We start from the raw sequence: 20,865 nt of genomic DNA on the forward strand, positions 1-20,865 counted from the left end.
CCGGGGACCCCGAACGAGCGTGCAGTGCACAACGGTCTGGTCGGGGGCGGCGCCGTGCTGGTCTTCGACGGCAAGGGCGGCATGACGCGGCACGAGCCGGGCGATCCCTTGCCTGAGGTTGCGCCCACCGGCTTCAAGCTGATTGTCGGCAATTCCAGGGGCCCCGAATTCAAGCTCTGGCTGAAGGGTGAACTGGGAGAGTTCAACTCCGGCCTGATCATGGCGCCAACCTCGCGCAGCCGCTGCACCGTGATGGACGACCGCGCGCTGGTCGTCTTGCGCGTGGTGCGGCCCGGGGCGGCGCCGCACGATGTGGGTCGGCAGTTCCTGACCATCTGGATCGAGAAACAGCGCGTCATCGTTGCCTCCGAGTTGAACATTCTCGACTTTCTCGGACTTGCGAAGTGGGAGCAGGCCGAACACGCTCCGCTGACACCGGCCGACCTCATCGCCCGGCTTGCCTTGCGCGCCACCGATCGGCTGGAGCCGCTGATCGAAATGCTCGGTGACCGGCTGGACGAGGTCGAGGAAACCTTGATCACTCACCGCACCGAGAAGGCGCAGGATAATCTCGAACAGCTTCGACGCACACTGATCGGCTTCCGTCGTCTGGTCTGGCCGCAGCGCGACGCGCTCTCCACGCTGGAAATCGAGGACCTGTCCTTCTTCTCCGACCGCGATCGCCTCCGCCTGCGCGATGCCGCCCTGCGCACCGCCCGGATCGGCGACGAGTTGCAGGCGCTGTCCGAGCGCGCTGTGCTGGTTCACGAAGAGATCATCGATGATCGCGCCGAGCAGATGAACCGCGCCATGCTGGTGCTGGCGGCGGTCACGGTGATCTTCTCACCACTCACACTGCTGACGGGACTGCTCGGCATGAACGTCACCGGCATTCCCTTTGCCGACCACCCGGCCGCCTTCTGGGTTGTTTGCGGCGTTGTGCTTGCCCTCGGTTTGGGCGCCCTCTGGCTGATGCGGCGCCGGCGCTGGCTCTGAGCCAACCGCGCCGACCTCGGGCGCAAGTCACAGCCTAGATGCGCGCCTGCACGGAGTGCAGCCCGGCATAGACGCCGTTCCTTGCCATCAGCGCGTCATGCGTGCCTTCCTCGACAATGCCGCCCCGGGTCATGACCAGGATGCGGTCCGCATGGCGTACGGTCGAGAGCCGGTGCGCGATCACCAGCGTGGTGCGCCCCTCCGCCAACCCCACAAGCGCCTGTTGGATGGCCCGCTCGCTTTCATTATCGAGCGCGCTGGTCGCTTCGTCGAAGATCAGAATCGGCGGGTTCTTGAGGAACGCTCGGGCAATGGTCAACCGCTGCTTCTGCCCGCCAGAGAGCTTGACGCCACGCTGGCCGATATCGGTGTCATACCCATGGGGCAGGGCCGTGATGAAGTCATGCGCATTGGCGGCCTTTGCCGCAGCGATCACCTCGTCTTCCGACGCATCGGGTCGGCCATAGAGCAGATTGTCCCGCACAGTGCCGCTGAACAGGTAGACATCCTGCTGCACGACGCCCACATGGCGCCGCAGCGACTTCAGGGTCACCGAGCGGACATCCTGTCCGTCGATGCACACACTGCCGCCCAGCACGTCATAGAAGCGCGGAATGAGGCTGCAGAGCGTACTCTTGCCGACCCCGGACGGTCCCACCAGGGCCACGAATTCTCCCGGCGCGATCTCGAGGGAAACCCTGTCCAGCACCTTTGCCCCATCGGCTTCGTAGGCAAAGCTGACATTGTCAAAGCGGATCGCGCCCTTGACGGCACCCAGCGCCATCGCTTTGGGGCCATCGGCGATCTCGACCGGTTCCTCGAGCAGTTCCATGGCCCTGACAAAGCCGGTATGGCCCTCCTGCCAGAGCCGGATGAAATTGTCGAAGCGCTTGATGGGGTCCAGCAGAACCCCCACGCAGAGCAGCAGGGTCAGCATGTCCGCCGGCGTCAGTTCCCCACCCAGGATGCGGATGGCGCCGCCCACGATGACCACGATGGTCACGAGCTGGCCGAAGCCCTCCATGCCGCTCCACAGCAGCGCCTCGCTGCGGTACCCGGCCTTGCGACTGTCCAGGAAGCGCTGGTTCTCGCGATCGAAACGGCGCAGTTCGTCGCCTTCATTGGCAAAGGACTGCACCACCCGGATGCCGCCCAGCGCATCCTCGACGCGCTCATTGATCCCGGCGATCCGCTCCTTGGTGGTCCGCAGCGCCACGCTCATGCGTTTGTTGAAATACAACGCGTAACCACAGGCGAACGGGACCAGACTTGCAACCGCAAGGGCAATGACAGGATCGATATAGGCCAGCACCGCCATTGCCCCGCCGAACTTGAGGATGCTGATCGCAAGGTCCTCGGGCCCGTGATGGAACAATTCGCCCAGCCACAGGGAATCATTGCTGATCCGGCTCATCAATTGTCCGGTCCGTTGCTGGTCGTAGAAGCCGAAGCTGAGCCTCTGGCAGTGCTCGAACAGTTCCCGGCGCACCTGGGCCTCGATCCGGGCGCCCATGGCGTGGCCGTGATAGTCGACGAAATAGGTTGCCAGCGCCTGGACCAGGAAAATCCCGACCATGATGGCGCCGAGCCACAGCAATTGGCTCAGCGCATCGGGCTCGGTGCGCAGATCGGCCAGCCGGCCGACAATGTGATTGGCGAGCAGGGGCAGCGCGATGGCCGTCGCCGCCACGAACACCGCACACACAAGTACGGCCGAAAGCAGCGGCAGGTGGGGACGGTAGTACGAGACGAAACGGCGCGCCCGCAGGCGCCCGAGGGCGTGCGGTGCGGCATCGCGTGCCGCAGCGGCAAAGAAGAGATGTGAGAAAAGGCTAGGGCGTTCGGGGCGTCGGGCCCGGGAAGACGTGCGAAGAGACATGAACTGTTCTGTCCTGTTGCAGGTGCAATTGGTTTTCGAAGGACAGAACGGCTTTCATCTCGGTCTCCCGGACAGGGTTGTTGAGCGGGGCAACTATGCTGCCGACCGGGCCGCAAGGCAATGCGAACCGGCGCAGGCCTCGCGCAATGTGACGATTCCGCAACAACGGCATCGATTCACGAGACGCCTCGGCCCCGTCAACGGTTTGGCGATGTTTCCCGCCACAATCTGACCCTAAAGCAGGTTGCATGGCATTCGGGGGCGGATGCTGGCGCGCTTTGACCGGCGCTCGTGTTCTCCCCGTGACTGCAAATTGACTTGGCGGAAGGTTCCGCCGGAAACGGTGACTGTGAGCGCTCTTTTGCTGATGGTGATGACCAATCGATCCGAAAGCGGTCCCGCCCGGGAACGTCTCACAGCACGTCGTTGTGATGGGTTTGGCTGAATGCTGTCACAAAGCGCGTTTACGAAATCTTCAGACATCGCTTTGTCCGGCCGCGTCATCCGGGCAATATCATCTTCGCCAGGTCGCGGCCATCCGGCCGCAGCGGCGCCATCCTCTCCGAGGCAGGCGCCACGCACATCCGCCCATGGACTCATGGGCGAAAGGAGTATCATGCGCAATTCCAGGGGAGTTTCCCTTGCCTGCGCTATGTCAGGACTAGTGCTGGCCATGCTGGCCACGACCACGTCTGCCCATGCGCAGACGGCCGCCGACGCTGCCCTCGATTTTGCCAGGACGCTTGACGGCACCGGGTCCATTGTCTCGAGCGACACCTATCTTTCGGCGCTGGAAAGCGACGCAGCCGCTGGGCGGCCGCTGGCGCTCTGGCAACTCGGGACGATGTATGAGAACGGCGAGGGGGTCGACAAGGACCCCGTCAAGGCCTTCGGCTATTTCGCCCAGATCGCCAACCAGCATGCCGATACCGCTCCCCGGGGCCTTGAGGCCGATATCGTCGCCAGTTCCTTCGTCAAGCTCGGTGACTATTTCCGCATGGGCGTCCCCGAGGCCGGGGTAAGCCAGAATCCCGCTGAATATCACCGCATGCTGATGCACGCGGCGACCTATTTCGGCGACGCCGAGGCGCAATATCGCATCGGCATGCTCTACCAGCAGGAAGATGGCCTTGGCGTCAGCCCCATGCTGTCGGCGCGCTGGCTGCAATCGGCTGCCCATAAGGGCCATTGCCTGGCACAGGCGCATCTGGGTGACCTGCTGTTCAACGGCATGGAAGGCTATGAGCCGCGCCAGGCCGAGGGGCTGATGTGGCTCAATTTCGCTCATGTTACCTGCCTGGGCACCGGCGATCTGGCCGCAGCCGACGAGCTGCTCAACCGGGCCTTGTCCGTGGCCACGCCCGAAACGCGCGCGGCGGCGACTGAAATGGCCAATTCCGGCGCCGTGGTCAGCGTAGAGTTCTGAACCCATGGAGCGCTTTCAGCAAAAGTGGACACCACTTTTGCGGTTCGAAAGCGTGACAAAACAGAGAGATAGAGCTCCCGTTCTGAGTCAAACAGAACGGGAATGGCTCTAGAAGCTGAACGCGCCTTCCACGGGCACATGGTCGCTGGGCTTGTCCCAGCCGCGCACATCCTTGTGCACCACCACATCGTCCAACCGGTCGGCCGCTTGCGGCGAGAGCATCAGGTGGTCGATGCGAATGCCCGCATTGCGCCGCCATGCCCCCGCCTGGAAGTCCCAGAAGGTGAATGTCTGCTCCGCGGTGATGGCGCGCAGCGCATCGGTCATGCCCAGGTTCTTGAGGATGCGGAACTTCTCGAGGCTCTCCGGCCGGTAAAGCGCATCGCCCCACCATGCTTGGGGATCATGGGCGTCGATCGGCGCCGGGATCAGGTTGAAGTCACCCATCAGGATGAAGGGTTCCTCCAGCGCCAGTCGCTCTTCGACAAAGGCGTTCAGCCGGTCCATCCAGGCCAGCTTGTAGGGGAATTTTTCCGTGTCCACCGGGTTCCCATTGGGCAGGTAGATGTTGCAGACCCGGACAATGCCGCCTTCCACCGAGAACACGCCCTCGATCAACCGGGCCTGCTCATCCTCGGTATTGCCGGGCAGGCCGCGATGCACCTCGTCGAAGGGGCGCTTGGAGAGCAGGGCAACCCCGTTCCAGCTCTTCTGCCCATGGGTCTCCACATTGTAGCCAAGCGCTTCGATCTCGGCTCGCGGAAAGCCCTCGTCGACCGTCTTGATCTCCTGCAGGCCCACAATGTCGGGCTTTTCTTCCTCCAGCCAGCGCAACACCAGCTCCAGCCGGGCCTTGATGCCGTTGATGTTCCAGGTGGCAATGCGCAGCGTCATCGTACTCTCCTCAGAACAGGTCGGCGTAAACGGCCCGGATCAGGTCCTTGGGATATTGTCCCGTGCACCCTTCGAGCGCAGTATTGCTCATCGACACTATCGTAAGTGCATTGGCCCGGTCGACAAGCCAGGAATGACCATACACGCCACCCCAATTGATCGTGCCCTTGGCGGCGGGGGAATTGGCGGCCACCGGATCATCGACAATAGCGCCGAGATAGCCGAAGCGCTGCCCCGCATCGTCCCGATGCACTGACCCGATGCGGTTGGAAAAGGCCAGGTCCAGGGTTTCGGGCTTCACGGCGCCACCCCCGCCGGTGCGCATGGCCTCAAGGAACCGCGCAATATCGCTTGGCGTGCCCGCCATGCCGGCACCGCCGGACTGGAAGGCCTTGTCGCTGAAGATGCGCGAGGGCGAGAACGTCACCAGTTCGCCCCGGTCATTGGGCACGGCATGCGGGTCCGCCATTGGCACTGGTGGCGTTCCATCCGCATAGGGTTTTGCCAGGCGCGCCATGTCGGCAACGAAAAAACCGGTCTCCGCCAGCCCCAGTGGCCCTGTGACATGCGTCCGCACTGCCGATTCCAGACTGCCGCCGTGAATGGCCGCGAGGGCTGCCCCCAGCACATCGATGGCCACCGAATAGCTCCAGGCGGTTCCCGGCGCAAAGAGCAGCTTCTGCTTGGCAACGCGCGAGAAATTCTCCTCGAACCCCTTGTCCGAGGGCGCCAATCCCGTCGAAATCTCCGGATCGTCAGGATAGCCATAGGCGAGACCAGCCGTATGGGTCAGCAGATGATGGATACTGATCGGCGCCGGCTTGCCGTCATCAAGTGCCGGAGTGAAATAGGGCAGGTGGCGCGACACCGGGTCGTCCAGGCGCAGCAGGCCCTTGTCGATCATCGCCAGCGCCGTCGCCGCCACGATTGGCTTTGTCACCGAAGCAAGACGATAAATGGCGTTCTCCGCCATCGGCACGCCGGCCTCGCGGTCGAAATGACCGGCAGTGCGCCGAAGTGTGATCTGTCCATGGTGATAGACAATCAGCTCTGCGCCGACGATCTTTCGCGCGGCAATGGCCCCATCCATGACCGCGTCGACTTGCGCGCCCATTCATCCCCCCTGGTGAATATCTGAAAGAATGCGGTTCAAGACCGCAGGATTGCGGCGCTAGACCGCGAAACTGGTCCCGCAGCCGCAAGATGCGACGGCATTGGGGTTCTTGATCTGGAAGGATTGGCCAATCAGGTCGTCGACGAAGTCGATCTCCGCCCCACCCATGAATTCGAGGCTAAGCGAATCGATCAGCACCGTCGCGTCGCCCTTCTGCAGCACCAGATCGTCGTCATTCGGGCTTTCCTGCACGAGATTGTATTCGTATTGGAACCCCGAACAGCCGCCGCCCGCCACCGAAATGCGCAGCACCGTGCCCGGCGCCTCCTTGGAGAGGATGCGCGACACGCGCTTGGCGGCACGGTCCGAAAGGGTTACGGCAGGAGTGTCAGCGAGCGCGGCGGTCATGGTATGCCCTGGATCGATCGTAATGTCATAACGCTGACGCTAAGATAGGCGCTCCGAGCGTCATTGCAAAGGCCCGGACGACACCTCATGCCTGACACCGCCCCCTATGCCAGCAAGTCGGACCAGTCGCGCGGCCGGCTCTACGGTACCGGCGCCAGCCCGACGCGCTCCGAATTTCAGCGCGACCGCGACCGCATCATCCATTCCACCGCCTTTCGGCGCCTGCAGCACAAGACACAGGTCTTTCTGGCGCACGAGGGCCGGCACTTCCGCAATCGACTGACGCACACCCTTGAGGTCAGCCAGATCGCCCGGTCCATTGCCCGCGCGCTGCGCCTGGATGAGGACCTGGCCGAAGCCGTCGCCCTGAGCCACGACCTGGGCCACACGCCCTTTGGCCATGCCGGCGAACGGGCCTTGCACCGTGCCATGGCGCCCTTTGGAGGTTTCGATCACAATCTGCAGGCCCTGCGCGTCGTCACCCTCCTGGAGAACCGGTATGCCGAGCACGACGGACTGAACCTGACCTGGGAGACCCTTGAAGGCATCCTCAAGCACAATGGTCCGCTGGTTGACGCAGCCGGCACGCCCGTAGGTCGCTACCTGGAGGAGGGACTGCCGGCCGGTCTCGACGCCATCCTGACGCCTGGCGATCTGCGTCTTGATACACATGCAAGCCTGGAGGCACAGGTCGCTGCCGTCGCCGACGACATCGCCTACAATGCCCATGATATCGACGATGCCTTGCGCGCCGGGCTGGTATCCCTGGCCGATTTTCTCGACGTGCCCTTGGCGGGGCCGATCGTCGCCGAAGTCCTGGACCTTTACCCGCAGGTCGCACCCAAGCGGCAGACCCATGAAGTGCAGCGCCGCATGATTACCCGCGCCGTCGAGGACGTCATCACCACCAGCGCCGCCAATATTGCAGCGGCCGGGGTCGCTTCCGCCGAGGATGTGCGCCTGGCCGGTAAGGCGCTCGTTACCTTTTCGCCGGTCATGGCCAGAAATGAAAAGGGCCTCAAGGCCTTCCTGTTCAGCCGTGTCTATCGCCACGAGGCCGTCATGGTGCCGGTGCGCGAGAGCGAGGCCGTGGTTGAGCGCCTCTTCGCGCTCTATATGGAGAGCGCGGACATGCCCGGTCGCTGGGGCGAGGCGGGCAGGGCGGTACACGGTGCGGCGCGCGCTCGCATCGTGGCCGATTTCATCGCCGGCATGACTGACCCCTATGCCCTGGACGAACACCAGCGCCTGTTTGACGCTCGACCGGATTTCCGTTAACCGAACCGGATATCGGTGAGGCTTACCGGGCCCACACCCTTCCTCAGGTCCGTCCTCGGGCTTGACCCGAGGACCTCTCTCAACACCGCGGCAGCGGCGGGTGACCTTCGGGTCGAGCCCGAGGGCGGAGCGGTGGTTGTGGCCGCGTCAGCCTTACCCAAACAGGACACATTGGTTACAGGCCATGGACATTTTCGCCCTTTTCACCACCCGGGTCATCGAGGCCTTGCGTGCCGACTACCCTGAGCTCGATGAGGGGCTGCTTGCGCGCGTTGTGGTGGAGCCGCCGCGGGACGCTGCCCATGGCGACCTGAGCACCAATGCCGCAATGGTCGTCGCCAAGCCGCTGGGCAAGAACCCGCGCGAGGTCGCGGCAGGCCTGGTCGAGCGCTTCAAGGCTGCGCCGGACGTGACGGCCGTCGAGGTCGCCGGTCCGGGCTTCATCAACTTCCGTCTCTCTGACGCCATTTGGCATCAGGTCCTGAAGGCGGTTGGCGCGCAGGGCGAGAATTATGGCCGTTCGAACCTGGGCAAGGGCGAACGGGTCAATGTCGAATATGTCTCGGCCAATCCCACCGGCCCCATGCATGTGGGCCACACCCGCGGCGCCGTGTTCGGCGATGCCCTGGCTTCGCTCATGGCGTGGTCGGGCTATGACGTGACGCGCGAATACTACATCAACGACACGGGCGGGCAGACCATCATCCTTGGTCAGTCGGCGCTGCTGCGTTATCGCGAGGCACTGGGCGAAAGCATCGAGATCCCGTCCGGCTTCTATCCGGGCGATTATCTGGTGCCCGTGGGCAAGGCCCTGGCGGCCGAATATGGCACGACCCTGCTCGAAATGCCCGAACAGGACGCCGTCCTGATCGCCCGTGAGGCTGCCCTTGCGGCCATGATGGAATTGATCAAGGCCGATCTGGCCCAGCTCAATATTCACCACGACGTCTTCTTCTCCGAGCGCACGCTGCACGGGCAGGGCGGTGACATCCAGACCACGCTCGATTGGCTGCGCGAGGAGGGCATGGTCTATGAGGGCCGGCTCGAGCCGCCCAAGGGCAAGACGCCCGAGGATTGGGAAGATCGCGAGCAGACCCTGTTTCGTGCCACCGATTATGGCGACGACACCGACCGGGCGCTGGTCAAGTCGGATGGATCCTATACCTATTTCGCCGCCGACATTGCCTATCACCGCAACAAATATCTGCGCGGCTTCAAGCACATGGTCAATGTGCTGGGCGCCGACCATTCGGGCTATGTTAAGCGCCTCTCCGCCGCCGTGAAGGCCGTCTCCAATGGCGAAGCCGACATCGACGTGCGCATCTGCCAGCTTGTCCGCCTGCTCAAGAATGGCGAGCCATTCAAGATGTCCAAGCGCTCGGGCGACCTCGTCACCCTGGCCGACGTCGTCGACGAAGTGGGCGCCGACGCCACCCGCTTCATGCTCCTGTTCCGCCGCAATGACGCATCGATGGATTTCGACTTTGCGCTGGTCAAGGAACAGACTCGCGACAATCCCGTATTCTACGTTCAATATGCCCATGCGCGCGCCTGCTCCATCTTCCGGACCGCGGAAAGGGACATGCCGGAGCTCGACATTTCCCCTGCCGCGCTGGCCGCCGCCGAGGTGGAAATGCTTGGCTCGTCTGCAGATATCGAGTTGATCCGCCTGCTCGGCGCCTGGCCGCGGACAGTGGCCGCGGCCACCCTCGCGCATGAGCCGCACCGGATCGCCTTCTATGTCCACGAGCTCGCCGGGGCCCTGCACGGCTTCTGGGCGAAGGGCAAGGATGACCCGCAGTTACGATTTGTTAACCTTTCGGACCCGAAGTTGACCCTAGCTCGACTCGCACTCGTCGACGCCGTTCGTCAGGTAATTCGCAACGGCCTGGGGATTCTGGGGGTCTCGGCGCCCGAGGAGCTTTCATAATTCGGGCGCATTGGTGTGAAAACTCGCGGCCAAGTCCTTGACAGGACTATCCGCATTCTAGGGGCGCTGCCAAAATGACGTCAGCGAAACCGCAAGCAATGGCTGCACAGACCGAAGCACCGGACGATCTTATTGCCGAACTGGCCCGCCTCATGGCGGACGACGCCCGCGTGAATCAGCCGCCGGCCAACGAGCCCGCCGCTCCGGTCAGGATACCGGGCGACAGTCCCGCCACGCCGGCGCCGCGCTTCGATTTCTCCGCCAATGACCGGGCGAAGGCGCCATCCTCTCCCGTCCGCATCCCCGGTGGCGACGCCGGGGCAGGGCAGGGCGCCGAACCCTTTGCCTTCGATTTCGAGATCGGCCGGCCCGCCACCACCGCGGCGCCGGTTTCGCCGGTTCCGGCAGGGCCTGCGCCGACCCCGCCCCGTGCCGAAAATCCCAAGCCCCCGGCTGAAGAGCCAGCGGCCCTCGACCAGGATAGCCTGGCCGACCTGATCGCTGCCGAGCTGGCTGCCGACATGGCGCCGGAGCCCGCGGCGCCCGAAGCTGAAGCCCAGTCCGACGCCACACCCGATGCCGACAATTTCGGCGTTCCGCCGGTCTTTGGCCTCGGCTCTGCCAATGCCGTCACCGCGCCGGTCGCCCCTGCGCCTCAGGCTGAACCGCAGGCCGCCGCGGTCAGCGAACCCGAGCTGCCCGAACCCCCGCGCAAGCCCGATGATGGCATGCTGGATCCACTCGACGAGATTGAACGCCTCGTGGGACCCGCGGTGCGCATGAATGCGGCGAACCCGGCTCCGGCGCTGCGCAGCCTTGCGACGCCGACCCTGCCCGAGCCATCGCCTGCCGCGCCCCCGGAGACGCAAGCAACCCCCAAGGCCGCAACCCCCGCCGCCGATCCGGCCATCCAGGTCAATTCGGTCGACGAGGCCATCCTTGCCGCCGCCGCAGCCACCGGGGCCCATGTCGAATGGGTCAATGCCGGTGCATCCGAGCCCGACGAGGTGTCGGTGGACGAGACTTACGCCGAGCCGGCGCGCGCCGCCGGTTTCCGCCTCAACCGCGCCGTGGTGGGGCCATTGGTGGCCGTCGGCCTGCTCGCCGTGGCCGGCTTTGGCCTCTATTGGGCGCTGGGGCAGGGTGGCGGCTCCACCGGTCCTGCGCCGCTCCTGGTGGCCGACACCACCCCGACCAAGGAAGTGCCCGAAGCCGACGTTTCGGCCACGACCGCGCAATCCGTGGTTTTCAACGAAATCTCCGGCACCGACGCGCCGGCCGACGAACAGATCGTGTCGCGTGATCAGGCCGATACCGAAGCCGTTGTCGCCGCGAACAGCCCGGTTTCCATCTCCGGCGTGATCGCCGACGCGGATGGCGGCACCGTCGATCCCAATCAGGATGGCCTCGTCAACCGCAAGGTCCGCACCGTCACCGTCCGCCCCGATGGCACCATCGTCAGCGGCGTGGACAGCCTGGCCGGATCGTCCATCCTGCCGGTCGACCGCCCCAACGTGCCCGACGTGCCGGGCGCGGACTTCTCCACGCCTGACCTCATTGCCAGTGCCGCGACCGATGCCGGCTCGGCAGCGCCGGCCGCGTCTGCCGAAACCACGCCCGTGCTCGATGTGGCGGTGGCCGAACCCGGCGCGGTGATTCCCGTTGTCGATGCCGCCGGCGCCCCGGTGGCCGGTCGCAGCGTCACCATGCCCATGCAGCGTCCGGACGACTTCGCCGCTTTGGCGGCCTCTGCCATCGCGGCGGCCCAGGCCACGCCCCTTGCTGCGGCGCCCGCCGCGTCCACGCCCGTTGCCGCAGCGCCGGCTCCGGCCGCAACCAGCGCCGTCACGCCGGCGGCGGCCTATGTGCAGATGGCCTCGCAGCGCAGCGAGGAGGCCGCCCGCCAATCCGCCCAGGCCGTGGCAACCCGCTATGGCGTGCTATTCAGCGGCGTCAGCCCCGAAATCCAGCGCGTCGATCTGGGCGAGCGCGGCATTTATTACCGCGTGCTGGTGCCGGCGGCTTCGCGCGAAAGCGCGGCCAATATCTGCACCAACGTCAAGGCGGCGGGTGGCGACTGCCTGCTGCTTTAGCCGGTCCACGCACTCGCTTGACGCTGGCGCCGCCAGCGGCCAAGGATGGAGCATGACGGCCACCCTGACAGACGGCAGATGACCAGCGCTGAAACCAATTGGTTCGACACGCCCGCACCGCCGCCTGCCGACGAGGTGCTGCGTGTCGATGTCGGCGGCTATGAGGGGCCGCTGGACCTGCTCCTTGATCTCGCGCGGCGCCAGAAGGTCGACCTTTCCGGCATTTCCGTCCTGGCTCTGGCCGAGCAATATCTCGCTTTCATCGACACGATCCGCGAGCGCCGCATCGAGGTGGCAGCCGATTACCTCGTCATGGCCGCCTGGCTGGCCTATCTGAAAAGCCGCCTCATGGTGCCGCAGGCGCCGGGCGACGAAGAGCCGAGCGGCGAGATGCTGGCTGCCATGCTGCAGTCCCGGCTCAAGCGCCTGGAAGCCATGCGCACCGCTGCCAGCCGCCTGATGAACCGGCCCCGCCTTGGCTTCCAGATCTATGCGCGCGGTGCGCCGGAGCCCATGGAGATCGCAAGGCGCTCTATATGGGAGGCGAGCCTCTACGACCTGCTCAAGGCCTATTCTACGCAGCGCGAGCGCGGCATCGTTACCGACTATGCTCCACGCCTGCGCAGCGTCTGGTCGCTCCAGGACGCGCGCGACATTCTCCAGCGGCTGATCGGGGACAGCCAGGAATGGGTATCGCTCGACGCCTATCTCGTCGACTATCTGGCCAAGCCGACCGAGCGCGCCACTGTTCGGGCCTCCACCTTCGCTTCAAGCCTTGAACTGGTGCGCCAGGGCGAAATTGACATCCGCCAGACCGAGACTTTCGGTCCCCTCTTCATGCGCCGCCGCCAGAGGGACCAAGGGTGACCACGCTTCCCGACGATCAGAGCGGCGAGGTCCTGCGCCGGCATCTGCGCATTCTCGAGGCGCTGCTGTTCGCATCGGCCGAACCGCTCCGGATCCCCGAAATGGCACCCTATTTCGGCGAGGAAACCGACATTGCCGGCCTGCTCGACGTGCTGGCCGCCCAATATGCCGACCGGGGCGTCAACCTGGTGCGCCGTGGGGATGGGTGGGCCTTCCGCACGGCCGAGGACCTGGGTTTCCTGCTGCGCCGGGAGGAGCAGGAAACGCGTCCCCTCTCGCGGGCCGCGCTCGAAACGCTGTCCATCATCGCCTATCACCAGCCGGCCACCCGCGCCGAGATCGAGGAAGTACGCGGGGTGGCCACCGGCAAGGGCACCCTGGACCTGCTCATGGAGGCCGGCTGGGTGCGCATGCGCGGCCGGCGCCGCACGCCTGGGCGTCCCGTCACCTATGGCACCACCGACGCGTTCCTCGATCATTTCGGGCTGGAAGCGCTTTCGGACCTGCCGGGCCTCGATGAGCTCAAGGGCGCCGGACTGCTTTCGGGCCGCTTGCCGCCGGACCTGCAGATTCCGTTGCCTTTCGACGGCGCCTTGCGGGACGACGAAGACCCACTCGATCCATCAGATCCGGGTGATCCGGAGCCGGCGGATGACGAAACTTGAGGGTTCGGTGTGCTTTCTCGCACCGCCGGAGGAACACGTTCTTGTGTTCGGGTGCATTTAAACCTATTTCTCGGTCTATCTATCGCGTGTAACGCGTATCTGGAGTTCTAGGGAGACCATCATGCACGCGCCGTCTATTTGGGGCCTTCTCGTTGTCGCCGTCGTTGTCATCCTGCTGTTCGGCCGTGGGAAGATCTCCGGCATGATGGGCGAAGTCGCCCAGGGGATCAAAGCCTTCCAGAAAGGCATGAAGGACGACGACAAGCCCGCCGAGCGCCTTCAGGCCGATGCACCGCGCACGGTCGATGCCAATGAGGTGGACAAGAGCAAGGACGCCTGAGGGCGCCCTGGTTCTGATCCACTAGTGGCGGCTCGTCCGCCCACCGGAGACTAAATCCATGCTCGGCATTGGCTGGACAGAGATGCTGGTGATCGGCATCGTTGCGCTGATCTTCATCGGCCCCAAGGACCTGCCGGTGGTCATGGGCCGCATCGGCAAGGTTATCGGCCAGGTGCAACGCATGGGCCGCGAGTTCCAGCGCGAAATCAACAAGGCCACGGGGCTGGACGAGGTGCGCAATCTGCGGACCTCCATCACTTCGCCGCTCAAGAAGACCGCCGACGAAATCCGCAAGGAATTCAACGCGATCGGTTCTGACGGCCAGCCCAAGCCAAGCGGCGCGCTGAAGCCCACCGATCCGAACACCGAAAGCGTGGTCGAAGCGATCGAAAAGCAGGCAGGCATGGCCTCCTCGGCCAAGACCAGCACCGAATTGGCGGCCGAATACGGCTTTGTTCCCGGCAAGGCAGACGAGCCGGTCAAGGCGGCGCGCAAGCCGTCCGGGCCGCCGAGCTACGCCGACACCGATATGGCCAAGGCCGAGGCGGCAAAGGCCGCCGCTGCCGCCAAGCCCGCAAAGGCCGCACGGTCGGGCTCGGCAACGAAGGCGACCCCCAAGGCGGCGTCCAAGACAGCCCCTAAGGCAGCCACCAAGGCAGCGCCAAAGACCGCGGCCAAGACCTCGGCAAAATCGGCCACAGGGCCTGCAGCCAAAGCCGCCGCTCCCAAATCCGCGGCCCCCAAACCTGCTGCCCCCAAGACCGGCGCAGTAAAGGCTGCGGAGCCCGGCGCGACCGCGAGAAAACCGGCTCGTAAGGCCGCGGCCAAGCCCGCCGCCAAGCCCGCCGCAAAGCGCGCAAAACCTGCCGAAACGGCCGGAAAGACCGAGTAAATGGCCGACACGCAGCCCAAGATCGAAGACAAGACCAAGCCCGAGGCCGAAGACGAACTGGCCGGGAGCGAAGCGCCACTGCTCGAGCATCTGGTCGAGCTGCGCAAGCGGCTGATCAACAGTGCCATCGCGGTGGTCGTGCTGATGGTGGTCTGCTTCATCTTTGCCGGGCAGATTTTCGATGTCTTGCTCAACCCCTATCGCTCGATCTATCCCAATCCGGGCGATATGCAGTTGATCTACACGGCGCCGCAGGAATTCTTCTTCACCCAGCTCAACCTGGCCCTGTTCGGCGCGATTTTCCTGGGCTTCCCCTATATCGCGACGCAGATCTACCGCTTCGTGGCGCCGGGCCTTTACAAGCACGAGCGCAAGGCGCTGGTGCCTTATCTGGTTGCCACGCCGATCTTCTTTCTGCTCGGCGCTGCCATGGTCTATTTCGCCGTCCTGCCCATGGCGCTGCATTTCTTCGCCGGCATGCAGACCGACGAGATCAAGCTACTGGCCAAGGTGTCCGAATATCTCGGCCTTGCCACCACGCTGATCCTGGCTTTCGGCATCTGTTTCCAGCTTCCCGTGGTGCTGACGCTGCTGGCGCAGATCGACCTGGTCAATGTCGACATGCTCAAGAAGGGGCGCCGCTACGCAATCGTGGGCATTCTGGTCGTGGCCGCCTTGGTCTCGCCGCCTGACCCCATCTCGCAGATCGGCCTTGCCTTGCCGATGTATGCTCTCTACGAACTCGCTATCCTGTCGGTGCGCATGGTGCAGAAGCGCCGTGAAGCTGCCCTGGCGGCGCAGGAAGCCGAGCTCTCCGGCTCATCCTCCGACTAGCTGCGCTCGCATGCGGGCGCAGCACGCTGTGCCCGCGGCCTTCTGCAGGCCCGCCGTGGGCATGTTTTCCCGGCCTGCCACAGCAGAAAGAGGCGGGCCAGGCCCGTAGCAGCTATGTTCGATATCAAGTGGATCAGAGACAATCCCGATGCTTTCGACGCGGCCATGAGCCAGCGCAGGAACGTGTCGGTCAGGTCCTCCGATCTGATTGCGATCGACGAGCGCCGCCGTCAGATCATCGTTCGCCTCAATGAGGCGCAGGAAAAGCGCAACAGCCTCTCCAAGCAGATCGGCCAGGCCAAGGCGCAGAAGGACGAGGCCAGGGCGGCCGAGCTGATGGCCGAGGTCGCGCGGCTCAAGGAGATCATTCCCACCGGTGAGGCCGAGGAACGTGCCATCGAGAAGGAATTGCGCGACGCATTGTCGGCCATTCCCAATATGGCGCTCGACGATGTGCCGGTCGGCGAGGACGAAAGCGACAATGTCGAATATTTCGGCCTCAACGGCTCGCCCGAAACCGCCGCGAAAGTCCGCCCCGCCAAGCCCAGCTTCGGCTTTGCGCCCAAGGAGCATTTCGAGATCGGCGTGGCCGAGAAGGACATGGATTTCGAACTCGCGGCCAAGCTTTCGGGCAGCCGCTTCGTCGTCCTCAAGGGCCAAATCGCAAGGCTTGAACGCGCCCTTGGCCAGTTCATGCTCGATCTGCACACCAATGAGCACGGCTATCTCGAAGTCCAGCCGCCGGTCCTGGTCCGCGACGACGCCCTGTTCGGCACCGGGCAGCTTCCCAAGTTCGAGGAAGATCTGTTCTTCACCCCACATGGTGAAGGCCGCCTCGCGCTGATCCCCACGGCCGAAGTGCCAATGACCAACCTCGTCCGCGAATCCATCCTCGCCGAGGAAGAACTGCCGCTGCGCTTCACCGCCCTCACGCCCTGCTTCCGTTCCGAGGCCGGATCGGCCGGGCGCGATACGCGCGGCATGCTGCGCCAGCACCAGTTCAACAAGGTGGAACTGGTCGCCATCACCACGCCCGAAGAGGGCGAGAACGAGCACGAGCGCATGCTGGCCGCTGCGGAGACAGTGCTGCAGCGCCTTGGCCTGCACTATCGCGTCATGAAGCTGTGCACCGGCGATATGGGCTTTGGCGCCCGCCGCACCTATGACATGGAAGTCTGGCTGCCCGGCCAGGATACCTATCGCGAGATCTCCTCGGTTTCGGTCTGTGGCGATTTCCAGGCCCGCCGCATGGAGGCCCGCTACCGTCCGTCTGGCGAAAAGCAGGCGCCACGCTATGTCCACACCCTCAATGGGTCGGGGACCGCCGTCGGCCGCTGCCTCATCGCGGTTCTGGAGAACTACCAGCAGGAAGATGGCTCGGTGCTGATCCCCGAGGCCCTGCAGCCCTATATGGGCGGGTTGAAGTCCATTGGCGGTCGCGGATGAGCCTGCGCATCCTCATCACCAACGACGATGGCATAGACGCGCCGGGAATTGGGGTCATGGCGGAGATCGCGCAGGCGATCTCCGACGATGTCTGGATCGTTGCGCCGGATGGCAACCAGTCCGGGGCAGGGCACCGCTTCAGCTTTGGCCGCGAGCTGTCCTTTGAAAGGCATGGCGAGCGGCGCTTTGCGGTGACAGGGGGTTCCCCCGCCGACTGCGTCGTGGCCGGGATGACTCATATCCTGGGTGATCGTCCGGCCGATCTGGTTCTCTCCGGCGTCAATGCCGGCCAAAACCTGGGCGACATCGTCAATTGCTCGGGCACGGCGGCCGGGGCCCGCGAGGGCGTCCTTCAGGGCGCGATCGGCATCGCCATGAGTCAGTCCATGGACTACGAGGTCACCCACAAGCCCGACTGGTCCAACGCGACCCGTTTCGGCGCGGACGTGGTTCGAGCCATCGTCGCGGCCCATAGCGGCGACGATGTCTTCTACAATGTCAATTTCCCCTTCTGCGCTGTCGATGAGGTCGTCGGCCTCACCGCCGTCGCCCATCAGCGCTTTTCGCGCTCACCCATCCGCTACTATCCCAGCGACAATGACGGCCATTTCTTCATGGCCATCCCCGAAACGCCGCTGCCGCTGGACCCGGAGGCCGATTTCGAGGTCCTGCGCCGGGGCAATGCCATCACCGTGACGCCCTTTGCCCTGCAGCAGACCCACCGGGGGGCGCTGGAGCGGCTGGGCAGCATCGCGCTCAAGGGGCAATAGGTGTTTTCGTTCAGGATGCGTTCATTCACGCAGTCCTGGACCGGCCTTAACCTTACCCACCTCTGAATCATGGCCCGACGATTTCGCTCAAATCGCATCGGCCTTAAACTCGTCTTTACCTTACCGGCGTAGCGTCAAACTCAGTTGTTGAGTACCTGCGTACGAGTAAGCCGATGAGTATTCGCGTTTTTCCGCGGACCCATAGAAGTGCGGTCGCCGTTGCCGGTGTAATGATCGCCGCTGTTGGATTGTCCGGCTGTTCCAGTTTCGGGAGCCGCGCTTTCAGCGACTCCACGGTGACCGGCTCGACCGCACAGTCCGCCCCCGCAACCCTCAATCAGCCCATGCCTCCGACCCTCGGCGCGCCGCAAAGCGTCCAGGTCGCCAGCATGGAGTTCTTGCCGCCGGCCAATGTCGGCGCATCCTGGTCTGGCGGCGGCACGCTGCCACCGGCGCCCGTCTCGAACGGCTTCATGCAGCCGTCCGGCGTGACCTCGCCCATCGGGGCATCTGCCTCGACGGTCCAGACCCAGGCCCTACCTGCATTGAGTTCGTCGTCATCTATGGGAACCACGCAAGCCATGCCCGCTCAGCAGACTCTTGCCCCTCTGCCGGCCGCTCCTGCAGCCGTCGCCATGGGCACCTCACCCTCCAGCGCCGCCCTGCCGGTCAATTCCAGTGTGCCGGTGCAAGGTGCAGCCAATGCCAATGGCTACACGCACACCATTGCCAGCGGCGAGTCTCTCTATACCATTGCCCGCAAATACGATGTCACCACCCAGGCCATCGTGCATGCCAATGGCTTGAGTTCGCCCGACAAGATCATCGTGGGCCAGAAGATCGTCATTCCAGGTCGCTCGGACCTGATGACGTCCGCGCCCATCCAGGTCGCCAGCGCCAGCCCGCAGACCACTACGACGACGCTTCCTGCAGCCCGGCCGTCCAATCTGTCCGGCAGCAACGTCCTGCAAACGGCTGCAACGCCGGCCCCGTCCGCCACGCCCACCCCGGCGACGACGCCGGCTCAGGCTACTCCGGCGCCGGCGCCAACCCAGGTCGCCTCGGTGCCGCCCGCGGAGCCCGTGGCATCCGGTAGCGACACGTTCCGCTGGCCGGTTTCGGGCCGGGTCATCACCGACTTTGCCGCTTCGCGCGGTACCGGCATCAATATCGACGTGCCGGAGGGTTCGACCGTCAAGGCCGCCGAAAACGGCACGGTCATCTATGTCGGTTCGGGGGTCGAGGGCTACGGCAACCTGGTCCTGATCCGGCACCCCAATGGATATGTCTCGGCCTATGCCCACCTCAAGTCGATGAGTGTGGCCAAGGGCGCCGTGGTCAACCGTGGCGATGCCATCGGCGCCGTTGGTGCCACCGGTTCGGTGTCCAGGCCGCAACTGCATTTCGAGCTGCGCAAGGGCGCGACCCCCGTCGATCCGGTGCCGCTGCTGGCCAGCTAGTCCTTCGCCTGATCTCCAGAATCGAAAAAGGCCGGAAGTGGTGCTCCGGCCTTTTTGCTTTTCACCTCTCCCCTTGGGGGAGAGGTCGCGCATAGCGCGGGTGAGGGGGCCTTTGCTTCAGCCTCTAGACCGCCTTGCCCTCTTCACCCGCGAGTGTGCGCACCAACTGGATGGCCACGCGGCCCGACCGGGTTCCGCGCGTTGCCGCCCATTCTATGGCCCGCGCCCGCAGGGTCTCGGCATCAATTTCGAGCCCGTAATAGTCCGCATATCCCGACACCATGGCGAGATAATTCTCCTGGTCCGAATTGTGGAAGCCGAGCCAGAGCCCGAATCGATCCGAGAGTGAGACCTTTTCCTCGACGGCCTCGCTGGGATTGATCGCGGTCGAGCGCTCATTCTCGATCATGTCGCGGGGCATCAGGTGCCGCCGGTTCGAGGTGGCGTAGAACAACACATTGTCCGGCCGTCCTTCGAGGCCACCATCGAGAATCGTCTTGAGCGACTTGTAGCTGGTCTCCCCGCTGTCAAAGCTCAGGTCGTCGCAAAAGACGATGAACCGCGCCGGGTTGCCGGCGATCGCGCGCATCAGGCGGGGCAGGGTTTCGAGGTCTTCCCGGGCAATTTCGACCAGCACCAGCCGCTGGAAGCCTTCCCGCGCTTCGATATCGGCATGAATGGCCTTGACCAGCGAAGACTTGCCCATGCCCCGCGCGCCCCAGAGCAGGGCGTTGTTGGCGCCATGCCCGCGTGCGAACTGCTCCGTGTTGGCCAGCAGGATGTCGCGCACCTGATCGATCCCACGCAGCATGCCCAGCGGCACGCGGCTGACCTTGGGGACCGGGAGCAGGGTGCCGGTCTCACCCACCCAGTGATAGGCGTTTGCCGTGCCCAGCGTGAACGCCTCGGCCTGCTCATCCGCAGACATCATCGACCGCGCAATTGTCTCGAGCGCTTCGGCAATCCTGCCCAGATAGTCCCTGGTCTTCACGTCTTCGTCCCCTGCTCGTGGCGCGGCAATCTGCGCGTCCTTATTGGCTTTGCAATCATCCGACCCCAAATGTATAGTCCGCGCGATTTTGGCCGGGGCGCAAGTGCACGACAGCCCGATAGCGTCCACCGCCTGATGTTCAGGTCCGGGCCGCCCTAACCTCCAACACCCAGAAAAAGAATCGACAAGGAGTTCGCTTGATGTTTGTAACGCCCGCTTATGCGCAGGATGCGGTTGGCGCCACCGGTGGCATGGGTGACATCTTCATCCAGCTGATGCCGATCGCGCTTCTGGTGCTCATCTTCTGGCTCCTGATCTTCCGCCCGCAGCAGAAGCGCCTGAAGGCCCAGCAGGCCATGCTCTCCGCCATCCGCCGCGGCGATACCATCGTTACCACTGGTGGCATTGTGGGCAAGGTGACCAAGGCCGTCGACGGCGAAGATCTCGAGGTCGAAGTCTCCCAGGGCGTCAAGGTCAAGGTGGTCCGCGGCATGGTTGCCGATGTGCGCTCCAAGTCCGAGCCGGTCAACGACAACAAGCCGGCTTAAGACCACCATAGCTTGCCCTCCGGAGCCCACGGGC

General features: G+C 64.5%; 20 protein-coding genes. 14 read left to right on the forward strand and 6 right to left on the reverse strand.

All coding sequences use genetic code 11. From position 1 onward, the window contains the following. Positions 1–24 precede the first annotated feature (24 nt). A complete protein-coding gene (locus tag K1X15_RS06880) occupies positions 25–996 on the forward strand; it encodes a CorA family divalent cation transporter (protein ID WP_220306750.1) in 972 nt (323 codons plus the stop codon). Positions 997–1,030: 34 nt separating this feature from the next. On the opposite strand, the gene K1X15_RS06885 is transcribed toward K1X15_RS06880, so the two are convergent. Beyond that, a complete protein-coding gene (locus K1X15_RS06885; RefSeq protein WP_220306751.1) occupies positions 1,031–2,875 on the reverse strand; it encodes an ABC transporter ATP-binding protein in 1,845 nt (614 codons plus the stop codon). 673 nt (positions 2,876–3,548) lie between these two features. On the opposite strand from K1X15_RS06885, the gene K1X15_RS06890 reads away from it, so the two are divergent. Next, on the forward strand, positions 3,549–4,301 hold the full coding sequence (locus K1X15_RS06890; protein WP_220306752.1) for a tetratricopeptide repeat protein: 753 nt from the start codon (positions 3,549–3,551) through the stop codon (positions 4,299–4,301). A gap of 108 nt (positions 4,302–4,409) precedes the next feature. Here K1X15_RS06890 and xth read toward each other — a convergent pair whose 3' ends face one another. The 3 genes from xth to K1X15_RS06905 are packed head-to-tail and all read right to left on the reverse strand — an operon-like array spanning position 4,410 to position 6,717. Continuing rightward, positions 4,410–5,189, reverse strand: coding sequence for an exodeoxyribonuclease III (xth, locus tag K1X15_RS06895; RefSeq protein WP_220307461.1), 780 nt, complete (start codon positions 5,187–5,189; stop codon positions 4,410–4,412). 16 nt (positions 5,190–5,205) lie between these two features. Continuing rightward, the gene (locus K1X15_RS06900) at positions 5,206–6,309 is read right to left on the reverse strand and encodes a serine hydrolase domain-containing protein (RefSeq protein ID WP_220306753.1); all 1,104 of its coding nucleotides are present in this window, start codon (positions 6,307–6,309) and stop codon (positions 5,206–5,208) included. A 57-nt stretch (positions 6,310–6,366) separates the two neighbouring features. Continuing rightward, on the reverse strand, positions 6,367–6,717 hold the full coding sequence (locus tag K1X15_RS06905) for a HesB/IscA family protein (protein WP_220306754.1): 351 nt from the start codon (positions 6,715–6,717) through the stop codon (positions 6,367–6,369). 87 nt (positions 6,718–6,804) lie between these two features. Between K1X15_RS06905 and K1X15_RS06910 the strand changes: the two genes are divergently transcribed. From K1X15_RS06910 to surE, 10 genes are all read left to right on the forward strand, one after another. After that, positions 6,805–7,995 (forward strand): deoxyguanosinetriphosphate triphosphohydrolase, encoded by a 1,191-nt coding sequence (locus K1X15_RS06910; RefSeq protein WP_220306755.1) that lies wholly within the window; start codon positions 6,805–6,807, stop codon positions 7,993–7,995. A gap of 184 nt (positions 7,996–8,179) precedes the next feature. After that, on the forward strand, positions 8,180–9,925 hold the full coding sequence (argS, locus tag K1X15_RS06915; RefSeq protein WP_220306756.1) for an arginine--tRNA ligase: 1,746 nt from the start codon (positions 8,180–8,182) through the stop codon (positions 9,923–9,925). A gap of 98 nt (positions 9,926–10,023) precedes the next feature. Beyond that, positions 10,024–12,018, forward strand: a complete 1,995-nt coding sequence (locus tag K1X15_RS06920; RefSeq protein WP_220306757.1) for an SPOR domain-containing protein — start codon at positions 10,024–10,026, stop codon at positions 12,016–12,018. Between the two features lie 78 nt (positions 12,019–12,096). After that, positions 12,097–12,885 (forward strand): segregation and condensation protein A, encoded by a 789-nt coding sequence (locus K1X15_RS06925; protein WP_220306758.1) that lies wholly within the window; start codon positions 12,097–12,099, stop codon positions 12,883–12,885. Then, complete coding sequence (gene scpB / locus K1X15_RS06930; RefSeq protein WP_220306759.1) at positions 12,882–13,550, forward strand: SMC-Scp complex subunit ScpB; 669 nt, start codon at positions 12,882–12,884, stop codon at positions 13,548–13,550. Before K1X15_RS06925 ends, scpB begins: the two co-directional genes overlap by 4 nt. A 121-nt stretch (positions 13,551–13,671) precedes the next feature. Then, the gene (locus tag K1X15_RS06935; RefSeq protein ID WP_220306760.1) at positions 13,672–13,890 is read left to right on the forward strand and encodes a twin-arginine translocase TatA/TatE family subunit; all 219 of its coding nucleotides are present in this window, start codon (positions 13,672–13,674) and stop codon (positions 13,888–13,890) included. 58 nt (positions 13,891–13,948) lie between these two features. Beyond that, on the forward strand, positions 13,949–14,782 hold the full coding sequence (gene tatB / locus K1X15_RS21415; protein WP_220306761.1) for a Sec-independent protein translocase protein TatB: 834 nt from the start codon (positions 13,949–13,951) through the stop codon (positions 14,780–14,782). After that, entirely contained in the window at positions 14,783–15,616 is an 834-nt protein-coding gene (tatC, locus tag K1X15_RS06945) for a twin-arginine translocase subunit TatC (RefSeq protein ID WP_220306762.1), read from the forward strand. A 114-nt stretch (positions 15,617–15,730) separates the two neighbouring features. Continuing rightward, positions 15,731–17,062 carry a serine--tRNA ligase gene (gene serS, locus K1X15_RS06950; protein WP_220306763.1) on the forward strand — a complete coding sequence of 444 codons (1,332 nt, stop codon included), beginning with the start codon at positions 15,731–15,733 and terminating at the stop codon, positions 17,060–17,062. Further along, on the forward strand, positions 17,059–17,832 hold the full coding sequence (gene surE / locus K1X15_RS06955; RefSeq protein WP_220306764.1) for a 5'/3'-nucleotidase SurE: 774 nt from the start codon (positions 17,059–17,061) through the stop codon (positions 17,830–17,832). The genes serS and surE overlap by 4 nt, the downstream gene beginning before the upstream one ends. A 337-nt stretch (positions 17,833–18,169) precedes the next feature. Here the strand turns inward: surE and K1X15_RS06960 are convergent, their stop codons facing one another. Continuing rightward, a complete protein-coding gene (locus K1X15_RS06960; RefSeq protein ID WP_220306765.1) occupies positions 18,170–18,415 on the reverse strand; it encodes a hypothetical protein in 246 nt (81 codons plus the stop codon). A gap of 52 nt (positions 18,416–18,467) precedes the next feature. On the opposite strand from K1X15_RS06960, the gene K1X15_RS06965 reads away from it, so the two are divergent. Beyond that, the gene (locus K1X15_RS06965; RefSeq protein WP_220306766.1) at positions 18,468–19,292 is read left to right on the forward strand and encodes a M23 family metallopeptidase; all 825 of its coding nucleotides are present in this window, start codon (positions 18,468–18,470) and stop codon (positions 19,290–19,292) included. Positions 19,293–19,416: 124 nt separating this feature from the next. Here K1X15_RS06965 and K1X15_RS06970 read toward each other — a convergent pair whose 3' ends face one another. Then, positions 19,417–20,283, reverse strand: coding sequence for an ATP-binding protein (locus tag K1X15_RS06970; protein ID WP_420828364.1), 867 nt, complete (start codon positions 20,281–20,283; stop codon positions 19,417–19,419). A gap of 200 nt (positions 20,284–20,483) precedes the next feature. On the opposite strand from K1X15_RS06970, the gene yajC reads away from it, so the two are divergent. Continuing rightward, positions 20,484–20,831 (forward strand): preprotein translocase subunit YajC, encoded by a 348-nt coding sequence (yajC, locus tag K1X15_RS06975; protein WP_220306767.1) that lies wholly within the window; start codon positions 20,484–20,486, stop codon positions 20,829–20,831. The last annotated feature ends 34 nt before the right edge of the window (positions 20,832–20,865 follow it).

It is taken from the genome of Devosia salina (assembly GCF_019504385.1).
GTDB lineage: Bacteria > Pseudomonadota > Alphaproteobacteria > Rhizobiales > Devosiaceae > Devosia > Devosia salina.

Bases quoted from the DNA above. Each gene is read 5' to 3' on its own strand.
- K1X15_RS06935 (WP_220306760.1), top strand. From the start codon at position 13,672: ATGCACGCGCCGTCTATTTGGGGCCTTCTCGTTGTCGCCGTCGTTGTC.
- K1X15_RS06920 (WP_220306757.1), top strand. From the start codon at position 10,024: ATGGCTGCACAGACCGAAGCACCGGACGATCTTATTGCCGAACTGGCC.
- K1X15_RS06900 (WP_220306753.1), bottom strand. From the start codon at position 6,309: ATGGGCGCGCAAGTCGACGCGGTCATGGATGGGGCCATTGCCGCGCGA.
- yajC (WP_220306767.1), top strand. From the start codon at position 20,484: ATGTTTGTAACGCCCGCTTATGCGCAGGATGCGGTTGGCGCCACCGGT.
- argS (WP_220306756.1), top strand. From the start codon at position 8,180: ATGGACATTTTCGCCCTTTTCACCACCCGGGTCATCGAGGCCTTGCGT.
- surE (WP_220306764.1), top strand. From the start codon at position 17,059: ATGAGCCTGCGCATCCTCATCACCAACGACGATGGCATAGACGCGCCG.
- K1X15_RS06885 (WP_220306751.1), bottom strand. From the start codon at position 2,875: ATGTCTCTTCGCACGTCTTCCCGGGCCCGACGCCCCGAACGCCCTAGC.
- tatB (WP_220306761.1), top strand. From the start codon at position 13,949: ATGCTCGGCATTGGCTGGACAGAGATGCTGGTGATCGGCATCGTTGCG.
- K1X15_RS06890 (WP_220306752.1), top strand. From the start codon at position 3,549: ATGCTGGCCACGACCACGTCTGCCCATGCGCAGACGGCCGCCGACGCT.
- K1X15_RS06960 (WP_220306765.1), bottom strand. From the start codon at position 18,415: ATGGCTTGCGTGGTTCCCATAGATGACGACGAACTCAATGCAGGTAGG.
- serS (WP_220306763.1), top strand. From the start codon at position 15,731: ATGTTCGATATCAAGTGGATCAGAGACAATCCCGATGCTTTCGACGCG.
- K1X15_RS06910 (WP_220306755.1), top strand. From the start codon at position 6,805: ATGCCTGACACCGCCCCCTATGCCAGCAAGTCGGACCAGTCGCGCGGC.
- K1X15_RS06965 (WP_220306766.1), top strand. From the start codon at position 18,468: ATGGGCACCTCACCCTCCAGCGCCGCCCTGCCGGTCAATTCCAGTGTG.
- K1X15_RS06905 (WP_220306754.1), bottom strand. From the start codon at position 6,717: ATGACCGCCGCGCTCGCTGACACTCCTGCCGTAACCCTTTCGGACCGT.
- K1X15_RS06925 (WP_220306758.1), top strand. From the start codon at position 12,097: ATGACCAGCGCTGAAACCAATTGGTTCGACACGCCCGCACCGCCGCCT.
- tatC (WP_220306762.1), top strand. From the start codon at position 14,783: ATGGCCGACACGCAGCCCAAGATCGAAGACAAGACCAAGCCCGAGGCC.